This is a genomic window from Rhizobium sp. Leaf384, from assembly GCF_001424065.1.
GTDB lineage: Bacteria > Pseudomonadota > Alphaproteobacteria > Rhizobiales > Rhizobiaceae > Ferranicluibacter.
The window spans coordinates 452,413-465,962 of the sequence record NZ_LMQE01000005.1 but is presented as its reverse complement, the minus strand read 5'-3'; the positions used below and the strand labels follow the sequence as shown (position 1 = coordinate 465,962).

Annotated in this window: 9 protein-coding genes and 1 pseudogene; 8 read left to right on the top strand and 2 right to left on the bottom strand. The window is 59.4% G+C overall.

All coding sequences use genetic code 11. The features are described 5' to 3' along the window. Positions 1-158 precede the first annotated feature (158 nt). From ASG25_RS10485 to ASG25_RS10465, 5 genes and pseudogenes are all read left to right on the top strand, one after another. Positions 159-1,627 (top strand): annotated as a pseudogene (locus tag ASG25_RS10485) (FAD/NAD(P)-binding protein). A 165-nt stretch (positions 1,628-1,792) separates the two neighbouring features. Further along, positions 1,793-2,347, top strand: coding sequence for a flavin reductase family protein (locus ASG25_RS10480; RefSeq protein ID WP_062473204.1), 555 nt, complete (start codon positions 1,793-1,795; stop codon positions 2,345-2,347). A gap of 143 nt (positions 2,348-2,490) precedes the next feature. Then, entirely contained in the window at positions 2,491-3,504 is a 1,014-nt protein-coding gene (gene tauA, locus ASG25_RS10475) for a taurine ABC transporter substrate-binding protein (RefSeq protein WP_062473202.1), read from the top strand. Between the two features lie 65 nt (positions 3,505-3,569). Beyond that, positions 3,570-4,361, top strand: a complete 792-nt coding sequence (locus ASG25_RS10470) for an ABC transporter ATP-binding protein (protein WP_062473200.1) — start codon at positions 3,570-3,572, stop codon at positions 4,359-4,361. After that, positions 4,358-5,251 carry an ABC transporter permease subunit gene (locus ASG25_RS10465; RefSeq protein WP_062473197.1) on the top strand — a complete coding sequence of 298 codons (894 nt, stop codon included), beginning with the start codon at positions 4,358-4,360 and terminating at the stop codon, positions 5,249-5,251. The genes ASG25_RS10470 and ASG25_RS10465 overlap by 4 nt, the downstream gene beginning before the upstream one ends. A 958-nt stretch (positions 5,252-6,209) precedes the next feature. Here ASG25_RS10465 and ASG25_RS10460 read toward each other — a convergent pair. Together ASG25_RS10460 and ASG25_RS10455 are read right to left on the bottom strand one after the other, a co-directional pair. Next, on the bottom strand, positions 6,210-6,503 hold the full coding sequence (locus ASG25_RS10460; RefSeq protein WP_062473194.1) for a type II toxin-antitoxin system RelE/ParE family toxin: 294 nt from the start codon (positions 6,501-6,503) through the stop codon (positions 6,210-6,212). Beyond that, positions 6,500-6,808 (bottom strand): type II toxin-antitoxin system RelB/DinJ family antitoxin, encoded by a 309-nt coding sequence (locus tag ASG25_RS10455; RefSeq protein ID WP_062474470.1) that lies wholly within the window; start codon positions 6,806-6,808, stop codon positions 6,500-6,502. The genes ASG25_RS10460 and ASG25_RS10455 overlap by 4 nt, the downstream gene beginning before the upstream one ends. Positions 6,809-7,016: 208 nt before the next feature. Here ASG25_RS10455 and ASG25_RS10450 point away from each other — a divergent pair, with 208 nt between their 5' ends. The 3 genes from ASG25_RS10450 (at position 7,017) to ASG25_RS10440 (ending at position 13,549) form a co-directional block, all read left to right on the top strand. Beyond that, positions 7,017-9,365, top strand: coding sequence for a hypothetical protein (locus ASG25_RS10450; RefSeq protein WP_062473192.1), 2,349 nt, complete (start codon positions 7,017-7,019; stop codon positions 9,363-9,365). 569 nt (positions 9,366-9,934) lie between these two features. After that, positions 9,935-11,479, top strand: coding sequence for an ATP-binding protein (locus tag ASG25_RS10445; protein WP_062473190.1), 1,545 nt, complete (start codon positions 9,935-9,937; stop codon positions 11,477-11,479). Positions 11,480-11,509: 30 nt separating this feature from the next. After that, positions 11,510-13,549 (top strand): Druantia anti-phage system protein DruA, encoded by a 2,040-nt coding sequence (locus tag ASG25_RS10440; RefSeq protein WP_062473188.1) that lies wholly within the window; start codon positions 11,510-11,512, stop codon positions 13,547-13,549. Position 13,550: the final 1 nt, after the last annotated feature.

The window sequence follows — 13,550 nt, the reverse complement described above, 5'->3', positions numbered from 1 at the left end:
GAATTTATTTATTTGCGCTGCGCGTCCCTTAAAGCGAGACTGTGCGCTCTCGAATGCCATGGAACGGGATCCCTTCATGACGATCAACAACGTGCGCCTGTCCACGGCGGTTCAGGCAGGTGCGGTAAAAGCTGATACCGTTGACGCAGGCAGGGTTGATGCGGGAGCGCCCCTTGCCGGCTCTAAGGTCGTCGAGCGCAAAACAATCGCCATCATCGGCGGCGGCTTTTCCGGGGCTGCGGTCGCCTATAACCTTGCGGGACATCCCGACATCGCCTTTCAAACCGACGTCGTCGTCTTCGAACCGCGTGCGGAGATCGGCCGCGGTCTTGCCTATGATACCGCCGATCCGGCGCACCGCATCAATGTGCCTGCGGCCCGCATGAGCCTTCGCCCTGATGCGCCCGAGCATTTCTCCGCTTGGCTGGCGCGCACGGACGCCGCCGCCGATGACGTTGCGGCAGAGCGACCGGATGGGTCCTTCTTTCCGCGGCGCGGCGTGTTCGGCACCTATGTCGCCGACAGCCTGAAACCGTATCTGGAAAGTGGCGCCGTGCGCCATATCCGCGCCGCCGTCACGGCTGTTCGCAGGGCTCCGGGCGGTTGGGAGATAGAGGACAGCGCCGGCGGATGCCGGAGCGCCGCGCTGGTTGTCATTGCCACCACCCACCCGCCACCGGCCCCGCCCCGCGCTCTTGTCGACGCGCTCGGCCAGCACCCGCGGTTCATACACGACCCGACGCAACCCCAGGCGCTCGCCGCCATCCGGCTGGATGATGATGTTCTCGTCGTCGGAAACGGCCTCACATCCGCCGATGTGATCGCCTCGCTTGCCGCCTCCGGCCATCGCGGCCGCATCCTCTCGGTCTCGCGCCGGGGACTTCGCTCCCGCGGCCATTCGCCGTTACCGCAGGAGCCCTTTGGCGACCTCCTTTCCCCGCCGCCCTTGTCCGCACGCACCCTGGTCAAACGCATCCGCGACGCCATCCGCGCGGCGTCGGCAGAGGGCCTCACATGGCACGCCGTGATCGATCAGGTGCGCACCCAGGCGGCCGATCTCTGGCCGAACCTGCCCGTCGCCGAGCGCCGCCGCATCGTCCGCCACCTCCGGGTCTTCTGGGACGTTCACCGCTTTCGCATCGCCCCGCAGGTCGAAGAGGTGCTGAATGCGGCAATCGAAGCCGGTCGTCTTGAGATCGTCGCCGGTTCGGTGCGCAAGGCCGCAATCGAGGACGATCGTATCCGCGTCTCCGTGACACAAAAAGGCTCCGCCAACCCTGTCGAGCCCCTGTTCGATGCCGTGGTCGTCACCACCGGCCCCGCCCATGGCGGCATCCTCGACAGTCAGGCTTGGCTGCGAGATCTGCACGCCGCCGGGCATCTCCACCTCGATCCGACCGGTCTCGGCATCGATTGCGATGCGCAATCTCAGGCGATCAACCACCAGGGCCTGCCGGACAACAGCCTTCTGATCTCAGGCCCACTCACCCGCGGACGTTTCGGCGAGTTGATGGGCCTGCCGCAGGTCAGCGAACACGCGCGCACCGTAGCTGCTCACGCCGCCGAAACACTCCGCACGCAATCGCATGCAGAGAGATCGTGGCCCGTTAAGCGCGTACCGATCTGAAAATCGTTCGCGGGGCGATAGCCGATCCCGGCGTTCCCGCCTTTGTCTACAGTTACTCGACGATAAGGCGCCTTTCGACAGGTACCTAACTCCATTCGGGCCAAGATCGCCGACGCCCCACACCGGCAGTGCGACCAGCGGCGCCTTTTCTCGAAAGACATTGCAATGAGCCTTTCCAAGACCCTTTCCATCGCAACCGAAGTCAGTGCCATCGACCAGCCGCCTTTGTCCGTCGTCCAGTTCGACGGTTCCGAACAGCTGAAGCGCGCTATGCGTCAAGTCGCCGCCACGGTCTCGGTTGTTACCGCCGGTACCGACGACAGAACAGGCGCCACGGTCACGTCAGCCACCGCGCTCAGCGTCGATCCGCCGACGATGATCGTCAACATCAACCGCTCCTCCTCGAGCTGGCCGGTGATCGAGCGCCACGGCCACTTCTGCGTCAACATCCTTTCGAGCGACCAGCAGGACATTGCCGATCGGTTCGCCGGCAAGGGCGGCCTCAAGGGCCCCGCTCGCTACGAGGGTACCGACTGGACCACGCTCGCTAGCGGCGCTCCCGTGCTCCGCGACACCCTGTCCGCCATCGACTGCGAAATCGAGCACGTCATCGAGCACCACACCCATGCCATCATCATCGGCCGCGTCCTGGCTGTTACGGAGAAGGACGCTGAACCACTGCTCTATCACCAAGGCGGATACGGGCAGTTCCTAACGTAACAGCGCACGCTTCTAAGGAGAAACGGCTACCAACAATGTCTATGTAATTGGTAGATTATTGCTGTCGCTACCCGCCCGGCGCCGTCATCCTCTGGGGGTATCAGAGAAGCGCGGAAGACGGCTTTCGCGTGAAGGGGGCAAGCATGAAAATCACATCATTCCTCACGGCGGTCGCAGTCGGTCTCGCAAGCGTTTCCATCGCATCGATTGCGCAGGCGGCGGACAAGAAGGTCGTCGTCGGTTATCAGACGGACGCGTTGCCGTCCTCGGTCGCCATCGCCAATGGTGAGTTTGCTAAGGCGACCGGCTACGACATCGATTTCCGCAAGTTCAACTCCGGCGCTGAGATCTTCGCCGCCATTGCTTCCGGCGATGTCCAGGTCGGCTATGTCGGCTCCAGCCCGTTTGCCGCCGCCACCTCGCGTGGCCTCGACGTCAAAGCCTTTTACCTCTCCTCCATTTCCGGCATTGACGAGGCACTTGTCGTACGCAACGGCTCGGGTATCGGAAGCCTCGATGATCTCAGGGGCAAGAAGCTCGCTGCCGCGCCGGTCTCGACGGACCACTACCAACTGCTCGCTCTCATCAAGTCGTTGGGTCTAAGCGAGAAGGACGTGCAGGTCTTCGCCATTCCGCAGCCAGAGATCGTCGCCAGCTACACACGCGGCGATATTGATGGCGGCTTCGTCTGGGATCCAGCACTGACCGAGCTGAAGAAGAACGGTAAGGTATTGATCACCTCCAAGGACGTGGCCGAACGCGGCGCGCCGACCTTCTCGGCCTGGGTCGCGACTTCCGAATTTGCCTCTGACAACCCGAAATTCCTGCGCGACTACGCCGGCGTAATCAACGCGTATTATGCTTCCTTCGCAGCTGACAAGGCAGCTTGGGCACCGGGGAGTGACAACACCAAGGCGCTCGCAAAGATCCTCGGCGGCACACCGGAGCAACATGCAGCAGCGCTGAAGAACCTCAACCTTCTGACGCCGGACGCGCAGGCATCGGCCGCCTGGCTCGGCGGCGGCGAAGCATCAGGTGCGGCGAAGATCCTCAAGGATACGGCGCAGTTTTTGAAGGACCAGGGCAAGGTCTCGCAGGTTCTCCCGAGCTACGCCGCGTTCGTCACACCGGACGCACTGACCAGCCCCAGCAACTGACAGCAACCTTCCAACCTCGGACGCCGGCGCATCTGCGCTGGCATCCTCTGCATGAGATGAACCCTATGCTCACAGTTGACCAGGCCAGTGTCTATTTCGCCGCCCGCGACGGCCGAACCGTCCAGGCGCTGGACCGCGTGTCCTTCGACATCCCCGACAGTGGTTTCGTCGTGGCGCTCGGCGCGTCCGGTTGCGGCAAGTCCACCATTCTGAATGCGATTGCTGGCTTCCTGCCTCTATCGGAGGGCACGATCGCGCTCGACGGCCGACCGATCTCGGGCCCGGGAGCAGACCGCGGCGTGGTTTTCCAGAAGGACACGCTCTTGCCCTGGAAAACGATTGCCGACAATGTCGGCCTCGGCCTGAAGTTCGCCGGCGTGTCGCGGGGAGAGCGGCGGGACAGGGTCGAGGCGTTGCTGCAGCTCGTCGGTCTCGTCGATTTTTCGGCCGCCTATCCTTACGAGCTGTCGGGCGGCATGCGCCAGCGCGTCGGCATCGCCCGGGCGCTCGCCCCCGAGCCGGATATCCTCCTGATGGACGAGCCTTTCGGCGCGCTCGACAGCCTGACGCGCGAGCAGATGCAGGAATTGCTGGTGTCGGTCTGGAAGCGCACCGGCAAGCGCATCTTCTTCATCACCCATTCCATCGAAGAGGCTCTGTTCCTCGGCACGCAGGTGCTGGTCATGTCTCCTCGCCCCGGCCGCATCTTCGGGCGGTTCGATCCGCCGTTCATGCGCCAGTTCGCCGAAAGCGGAGACGCCCGCGCGGTCAAGACCGCGCCGGAATTCGCCGAATTGCGCGAGGAGATCCGCGCCTTGCTGCACGCCACGGACACTGTGAAGAGAGACGCCGCATGACCGAGATCACCCAATCCATCGTCCTTCGCGCCGACCAGGTCCACGCGCAGACCGGCACCCCTGCCCGGCCGCCCTCCGTCGCTCGTCCCGTCCGGACGGTGGAGATAACCAGCTTCGGCATCGCCGGTCGCCCGACGGCCGTCATCAGTCTCGTCACCGCCGTGGCCATTCTGCTTACCTGGTGGGCGACGTCGCGGTTCGGCCTCGTTTCCCCCCTCTTCCTGCCGGCGCCGGCTGAAGTCGTCACGCAGTTCGCCAACATCTATCGGGATGGCTATGCGGGCGCGTCGCTCGGCGAGCACCTGTTCGCCAGCCTTTTCCGCATCCTCACGGCGGCCGCCATCGCCATCAGCCTTGCCATTCCCGTCGGCCTGCTGATGGGCGTCAACCACGTCGCCAAGGGCGTGCTCGACACGCCGATCGAGTTCTACTGGCCCCTGCCGCCTTTGTCCTATCTGCCGCTGATGATCATCTGGCTCGGCATCGGCGAGACGTCGAAGATCACGTTGCTGACGCTCGCCATGTTCGCGCCCATCTGCCTGTCGGCGCAGGCCGGCGTGCGGGCGCTGGCGATCGAACGCATCAATGCGGCGCGAACGCTGGGGGCGAGCCGCTTCCAGCTCTTCACCGACATCGTCTTTCCCTCCGCGCTGCCGGAAATCCTGACCGGCATCCGCATCGCGCTCGGCATCGGCTGGGGCACGCTGGTGGCCGCCGAGCTGATCGCCTCGACGCGCGGTATCGGCTTCATGATCATGTCCGCCGCGCAGTTTCTCGCCACCGATGTCGTCTTCGTCGGCATCTTCATCATTGCCGCCTGCGCCTTCTCGTCCGCCGCGATCATCAGGCTGGTGGAAACCGCACTCGTGCCGTGGAAGGGCCGCACCTGAAGCGTTCCGGCCGAAGGGGTGCCGCTCTGACGTAGGGTGCTACTTACAAAGAAAGACGTGCCTGCTTTCAAGGCAGGTGCGCGCGGATCGGGCCAGAACCCTAAGCGCAACAGAAGGGCACCAGAACGCATCAGCATGAAAATATCTGTTGCCCACCAGATCCTCGCCTCCGCCGGCACGCTCTTCTATAGGTCGTAGTGCCCGACGATCCTTCTCGTTGCCGTAAAGGGGGCTTTGACGCCGTCTCTGTCGGCGGGATAGATCTTCTCGGAAAGTCGCTCGAACTTAAGGACGCCGTCGGCGCCAATGTCCCAAAGCCTTTAGCCGTGTGGGTCCATCAAGAAGATGTCTGTATCGACGTGCCACGACCACCGAAACACCCTCGCGGACTGAATGGCACGGCGAAAATGTTCTAGCGCCGAGTCAGGCTGGTAAGCGCTGTTCGTATTCATCGGTGCCCACTCATCGCCGTCAAGACATGCAACATCACCAATGACTATAGATGCTTGAAGACGTGCATAACTAGCCGCGCCGCCAGCCTGCTGGATGCAGCCCGCCGAGCATTAGCCTGGCCGGCGCGCTAATCGACTATCTTCTGGCTCCACGCAGACAGACCGTGGTGTGGGAACCCGCTTTCTTCTTCTCCGAGCATGCGCCACTGCCTCCCAGCATCGACGGGCCGACATCGGTGATGGAGTCGGGCATTGGCAGGCCGATCCGGATCGTGCGCAACCCAGCCGCTTCATTGCGGACTGGAGCAGTCTAATGCGCCGGGTGGCATCCGCTACCCCTTGATTGGCGGAACACGGGGTCCCATTACCTGTCGCCGCGATAGGCCTCTGTCAGCAAAGATAGTCGCACTATGTCGTTTAGGCATGCTTAACTGCCAATTCCATGTCCAGCGCCATGAACCAGTTCGAACCAACGACCCGGTGTTTCTCATCACCAAGGACAAGGTTTAGCTAGCGGGCAAAGTGTCTGGCCATTCCTGCGCACCATGGAGGACGCGAAGAATACGGACCGTGGTCTCGGTAATTGCATACGCCGCGACGTAGGGCGTGCCGCTAATAACCAGTTCGCGGGTGCCGGCAATTCTGCCAACACGACCGCTTACGGGGAAATCTACCAGCAGGCGGACGGCAGCAACGATCCGTTCGTCAACCAAAATGGCCGCTGACGGATTTTCGGATTCTATGTACGTAAAAATGGCATCGCGATCCGATAACGCGAACGCAGACCAGGCAAGAATCACGATTTGCGCTCACCCGCGTTGAGACGCGCTGCGGCTCGGCGTTCAGCGAAATGAATCTCGACTTCCTCATCCGACACGTCCGGTCGAGCATCGTTCAGCGCTTCAAGTACCTTGGTGCGAAACCAAGCGTCATGGGCCTCGCTGCCTGAAAGAAGCTCCAGCGGGAGCGCACCCTCGTTGGCCGTCCGGGTGAGCAAGATACGGACCGCGTCCGATACGGTCAGTCCCATGTTTCCAAGTACTATGGATGCACGATCCCGAACCTCGGCATCAATACGAGTTTGTACCAGTGCATTTGCAGCCATATCCATCTCCACTTTGGCTGCGACTATAATGCAAATGAATGACAGACGCCATAGCCTGGCGGGCTGCCTTCGCCCAGTTGTCCTGGCCATGAATTGATCTCGAACACTTGGGGCTAATGCTCGCAGCTGCGGCAAAACCGTTTGTTAAATGTCCGCTCATATTCCCGCCCGCTCTCGACAACGGTATCGGGAGATATGGAATAAGAGCATGGCAGCACGCGATCTTTCAGTTCATCACTTTCAACGAAAAATCTCGGATTTCTGCGAGGTGCGCATCGCGCCAATCGCCTCACAGCGAGTTCTGGAAAGCATTCGGCCCTATCTCGTTGGTCTTGTCATCCACCGCCGGCCGCCACCGATGGTTGGTGGCCGTATGGATTGGACGGCCATCGGCGAGGCATGCGGGATCGAAAACCAATTGACAGCCGATTTGAAGAAGGCGCTCCGTCCAGGTTTGGACGCGATTATCCGCTGGCTCGGAGAGCCACCTGTCGCCGAAGACATCCGGTCCACAAAACCACGTGCGAAATCGAACTATACCGCTCCGCATAAGTCTGACACAGCCACGAGTTCCAGGCCGCGACAGATCCTCTCCGACAAGACCACGGCTACCTCTTCGTCAGTGCCGAGGGGACCACAACCGAAACCAATCAGCCCATTCCCTGAGCCATTGTTTGAGGCGAGCGATGATCCGGCGAGCTTTAGCGATGCGCTCGTTTATCACATGCGCCGGTTCGGCGAGAGCTACTGGCAACTCTACCGCACCATCGTTCGCCTGGGCGAGACGTTCGATGACAAAACGCTGCTATCATGGGTTCAGGGCGAGCGCGTGCCACGATCTCTGACGAGCTTCGAGATCCTGTCCCGTATCGAGCGACGCTACCGACTGGGACAGGGCTATTTCAAAGCGAAGCTGCCGCACCAATCCCGCTCCCTATACGGCCATGATATGGGCAACATCAGTGCGGCGGAACGGCGCCGCCTCGCATGGCACCTCCCCGACGATTTCAGCAGCTTGCCGTTCTCCAAGCGGGAGGAAATCATCGAATGGGTGCGCCGGGTCATTATCTCGGGCTCAACCGACTATCGTCGCTACCAGGCGGCTGCCACCAAACAGCGTTATGCAATCCGTTTTCCGGGGATCACCTATGGCGGAGGCACCCTGTCTCCACGACCACAAATGAACCCGGACAGCACGAGCTACAATCCCGAGGCCTTTGAAGATCCTGATCTCCTGTCCGGCGTCGTCGATGCGCCGCCGCCTTTGGCTATGGAGATGGCCGATCTGATCCGTTTCAAGACATCGACGCTGACCGCAATCGGCTTCCAACGAAATGGAGTTTGGGGAGAGGAAACCGCATCCCAGAAGGTCGAGCATCTCGGCCTCATGTTCGGTGCACTCGCTGCCTCACCCGCCAGCGTCGTCAAAGGGCGCGGTGTGCCGCTCAGCCAACTAACCTTTGGCCTGTTGATCTTCCCGGGTGTCTGGGACTGGTACCTCCAATGGCGGGAGCAGCGCCGCGGCTTCTACACCAAATGGGAAGAAGACATGCTGATGGTGGCGCAAGCTCTCACGCGGGCGGAGGTGGGCTGGATCCGCCAGCATCCGGAGCTCCTCAAGAAGGTTCAGCCAATCGAAGGGCTGATCGCGCCAGAAGAGATAGAATTCGCAGCGCGCGACTGGCACGGCGCCTGCGACGCATTCCACCGGCATGCTGCCAATCGCTCGAAGGAAATACAGCGTGTCATACGCGTGCACCGCGATCCGTTCGAGCCGATCATGGTGGTCCTTGAAGCAGACAGCCCGCTGTTGGAATACCGCAAGATCACAGATGAGATCTTGAAGCGTATCCCGGATGAAAACCGATATCCTCGGGCAGCAGCTGAAGCGGTCCGCTCTTTCCTTTTGCTGCGCCTCGGCCTGCATCTGGGACTTCGGCAAAAGAACCTTCGCCAGCTTCGCTTGTGCCCACGCGGGCATTTCCCGACTTCGGAGCGACGGCTGGAAGACATGAAATGCGGTGAATTGCGCTGGAGCGATCGGGAAAACGGATGGGAGGTCCTCATCCCATCAATCGCCTTCAAGAACTCAGCCTCATCATTCTTCGGACAAAAGCCGTTTCGCCTGATCCTGCCGGATTTGCTCGACCTCTACAAATACCTCGAGGCCTATATCGATCGCCACCGAGGTGTGCTGCTTGGTTCGGCAAACGATCCCGGCACTCTGTTCGTCAAGACGGTGAAGACAACCAGCCTGGACGCGGCATACGATTCCACCAAATTCTATGAAGCCTGGCGCACCGTCATCCAACGCTATGGCATCTACAACCCGTATACCGGGCGCGGAGCCATCAAGGGCCTGCTGCCGCACGGACCGCATAATCTTCGGGATATTCTGGCAACGCATATCCTCAAGCAGACCGGATCGTATGAGCAGGCGAGTTATGCCATCCAGGACACACCAGATGTCGTTCAGCAGCACTACGGCCGATTCTTGCCGCAGGACAAGGCGGCGCTTGCGGCAAAGATCCTTAATCAGGTTTGGGAAGCCGCATAACCGCTCGGATGAATGGCTGATCCACATCGCCCATACAGATGCAAATCAAGCCCCGCATCTGTATGGGCCCTGCCGGTCGTCTCCGCCTTGAAAGGGATCGAACCGTCGACCCATGCTCAGACTGCACTAAGTAACTGATTTCTTTTCTTCTTTTCAAATCACATATTGATAGGGCACACGAAACTACCTTAGCCCTCATATGTCAAGTTTTCGGCAAAATCGTCTCGGGATTTCGCGGCTGTGGCCGAAGGTGCCAATCCGTTCGGCAAAAAAACTTCGCGAGATAATAAAAACAACATAGACAGCATCGGCGACGTGCCAACTGTTAAGTTCATTAGTGAAACAAGATCGCAGCGCAGTTTGATAGAGCCCTAAGGTCTTATCCTCGGATGCCGAAATCGACCAACACGACCGCGTCATTCCATATCACCGTCACCATCCGACAGATGAGTGCCTTGTCGCTTCTTGTAGTATGCGGGCTAAAATAATCAGCTGACAGGGGGCCACCTTCGCGTCATTGTAAACCCATCAAACGCGATCCAGCGTGCGGCCATCACGGGAAGCAAAATATGGTAGATATGCGCGATGATGTTGTCCTGAAGCAAAGTCTCTACGCAGCGGAACGGGGAGCTTCGACCCGACATGGACTGACAATCGATGAGGCTTTCATACGCGGAATAAGACATATCGGCTACCGCAGCAATCTCCATGCATTTGCCGAACTCATTGACAACTCGATCCAAGCTTATGCTCAACGCGTCGATCTGGTCTTTGGCTACGCGAAAGGCGGCTCAGCTAAAAAACCAGATCGTATCGCCGTCATCGACGACGGACATGGAATACCGGCCGCGATGATGCGTCTGGCTATGATGTGGGGAGGAACACACCGTGAAGACGACCGTGAGGGTCTTGGCCGATATGGTTACGGCCTACCCTGCGCCGCCGTGAGTATAGGCAGACGCTTCACGGTGATCTCGAAACTGGAAAATGGGCCAATCCTCCAAACATGCCTAGACCTCGATGAACTGGAAAAAGGAGCCTATCGAACGCAAACGGGGCACATATTGCTTCCAGAAGCGTCTCCTGCGCAGCTTCCAGACTTCATTGAAGAGCATGTCAACCGTAACTACCCCTTGGGATGGCAGTCGGGAACCGTCATACTACTTGAGAAACTTGATCGGGTTGAGTGGACCACAGCGCTTGGCATGCGCTCCAATCTCCTGCGGCACCTGAGTGTTACTTATCATAAGATCCTTGAGTTGACGGCGCTCTACGTCGATGACACACGCGTCAGAGCGGTCGACCCTCTGTTCCTGACGCCCTCCGCTGATCATTTTGCGCTTGATGATGATCGCGCGATTGCTCTGGAGCCGGTAGCGATCACGATCCGAAATCCCCGAACCAACCGGGAAGGCATCGTCGAATTGCGGTACGCGTGGCTACCGCCCACCTTTGGCGCACTCGACAAGCAAAGAGATGCAGTCGGCCTGAACGCCAACGAACGATTTTCGTTTCTGAAGGACTACCATGGTCTGGTTTTCAGTCGTAATGGACGGCTGATCGATGTCCATACTAGGCTACCCTGGACCGTCTTTATCAACAATGACCGTTATATTCGCGTGGAGATCGAATTTTCCGCCGTGCTTGACGAGCTCTTCGGTGTGACGACTTCGAAACAACAGGTTTCCGTGTCCGATCAGATATGGCACGCCCTTCGTCAAGCTGGGATGCACAAGGCAATCGAGCAGCTTCGCAGCAAGGTAAAGGAAGCTAAGCTTAATCGTCCCAGGATCATTCCGGCAGAACTACAGCGAGAACCGACGTCCAGATCCCCAATGATGCAGGCTCCGACCGGGGCCGGCAGGCGAAACTCGTCGGTATCGAGTGTTGCCGAAAGATCTCCTTCACTACTGGTCAGAAATCCCGACGGCGGATTGCGAGCAAACTCGTCGCATCCGTTGTTTGATGGTTCAGCCGGCGCAGCCGCCTGTGGGCAAGCTTTGAAGAAACTTGTCGATATGCTTGCAGGGCACTCGTCTTCTACTGGCGCGCGAACAGACTATGAGTATGGTGATTTGCTGGCGAGGTGGTCGAAAAGCGCTTGGCCTGACTAATATGTAGCAAGCGTAGTGGCCTGATCTGAAATGACGAGTGTAAAACCCGATGAACTGGCTCAAAAATCTCGCGATCCGGGTCCAGTTCGCTCGTTCTCACCTTTTCTAGCACCGGATGAGAAGAAGCAGCTTCATTCCCTCTTGCTGGTCAGCGACAGAGAACCTCCAACGTTCGCTGAGGCACTTCGCGATCTCGCGCGGCAATATATCGATGATGGTTCAAGCCAGAAACTGAGAACGATTTGCCTCCTTGTTGCGGATCTCGTCGAACAGGGTTGGCGGGTTACCATCCAAGACAGTGATATCCTTTTTGAACCTCCCGGTATCGCTCGGTCGACCACGCAAACGGTCGATGACGTCAAGGCGCGAGTGCGTCTTGCACTTCAGACCGCACGTCAGCGCCAGCTCAAGGAGCCATCCGTCGTGGAGTTCATACGACGTATGGAAAGTCGACTTTCTAGATCTCGCGGCGCTAAAAGTTCGGTTCTGGACCTGATTGATAACGGGATGGAGCTCTCAAAGGCGCTCGCGGACCTGCAGGAGAGTGAGGTCAGTTCGCGCCAGGAAGTGCTCGCCACGATCATCGATCCTGTGATCGAGATTTGTGAACCAGGCGCGCGCTGCCAGCACACAGGCATCAAGCTGATCGATATCTGGCGATATTTCCGACACACCTGGGCTCATGAATATCGACCGATACCGGGTCGCCAGTTGCTTATTTTGATCCGCAATGCGGCTCGCCCTAGGCACCCGGTGATGGGAATCGCGATGCTCGCCAGTCCCGTCATGCGCGTCAATGTTCGCGATCGATGGATAGGGTGGCTTCGAGACGAAGCAAAGCTGCGTCTCGATAAAGGCAACTTCGATCCAGTTCAACTTGCTCGATCACTTCAGGCTCAACTGGAGCAGTCAATTTCCTCCATTCGCTGGGACGATCTCGTACGAGAAGAGGAAATAGCCGAGCCGACAGAGGCGGCGGTACTGCGCCTGGAGCAAAAAGCGGCAGGCGCGGCCTATGCACGAGAGATTGAACTCCGCGCACACTTCGACGCGCAACAAGACCAGGATCAGCCGGTTACGCCCTTTCGTGGGGGCGTGAAAAGTAGCACTGTCCTGGACGCGGACTGGCTGGCGCTCTCAGAGGACTTGCTTTTTGTCCGCAAGAGAGCAGAAGTCTTGGCCCAGCTATTGTTCGCAAGGCAGATGTTCCGGGCCGCGCGTCTTGACCAAGAGCCCGCCGCCGCTCTTGAGCAATTGCTTGCCGGCAGAAGCGGTCAGCGCGCAATCGACATCGTCCTCACCGAATGCCGAAAGGCAGGGTTATCAAGCCGGATCGCTGATGTCAGCGTTTGTGGTGCCGTCGCACCCTACAATGAACTTCTCGGTGGCAAGCTTGTCGCATTGCTGCTTGCGTCGGAGGAAGTGCGTAGCGCCTACGAGCGCCGATACAGCAACCAGGTCAGCGTCATCGCGTCTCAGATGGCCGGGAGGCCAATCTCGAAACCGGCCGACCTTCGAATTCTCACGACGACTAGCCTTTATGGGATCGGCTCAAGCCAGTACAACAGGCTTTCAGTCCAAACAAAACACAGTCCGCATTTGAAGGCCGATATCGCCTGGAAGCCGATCGGAAGCAGCCTGACTGGCGGATATGGCACCCTTCATCTTGGAGCCGATACGGCAAATGCACTCCGCTCTGTCGCACAGTCCAGGCACTTTTCGCGTCGGATCAATAACCGTTTCGGCGAAGGCACCAGCCCGAGGTTGCGACAGATGAGAGAGGGCCTGAACGCGCTCGGCCTGGATAGCGACACGATCCTCCATCATGCGACACCGCGTCTCTTTTACGCTTGTGAGCTTGGTGCAGGCGCCAGAGAAGCCCTTCTGGGACTGTCGACTTTACACGTAGAAAGCGAACCTGCTGCTGCCATCGCTGATGCCTGGCGTCGCCGCTGGCTGGATCAGAGAAGCCGAAGACCGGAAACCCTCGACAAGTTGCGAGAGCTTGGACCACAAAGCGTTCATGCAAGCCTGCGTCCCGTTGACTCCTTTGACCTACTCGATCGATGAT

Bases quoted from the DNA above. Each gene is read 5' to 3' on its own strand.
- ASG25_RS10455 (WP_062474470.1), bottom strand. From the start codon at position 6,808: ATGGCTGCAAATGCACTGGTACAAACTCGTATTGATGCCGAGGTTCGG.
- ASG25_RS10445 (WP_062473190.1), top strand. From the start codon at position 9,935: ATGGTAGATATGCGCGATGATGTTGTCCTGAAGCAAAGTCTCTACGCA.
- tauA (WP_062473202.1), top strand. From the start codon at position 2,491: ATGAAAATCACATCATTCCTCACGGCGGTCGCAGTCGGTCTCGCAAGC.
- ASG25_RS10440 (WP_062473188.1), top strand. From the start codon at position 11,510: ATGACGAGTGTAAAACCCGATGAACTGGCTCAAAAATCTCGCGATCCG.
- ASG25_RS10465 (WP_062473197.1), top strand. From the start codon at position 4,358: ATGACCGAGATCACCCAATCCATCGTCCTTCGCGCCGACCAGGTCCAC.
- ASG25_RS10480 (WP_062473204.1), top strand. From the start codon at position 1,793: ATGAGCCTTTCCAAGACCCTTTCCATCGCAACCGAAGTCAGTGCCATC.
- ASG25_RS10450 (WP_062473192.1), top strand. From the start codon at position 7,017: ATGGCAGCACGCGATCTTTCAGTTCATCACTTTCAACGAAAAATCTCG.
- ASG25_RS10470 (WP_062473200.1), top strand. From the start codon at position 3,570: ATGCTCACAGTTGACCAGGCCAGTGTCTATTTCGCCGCCCGCGACGGC.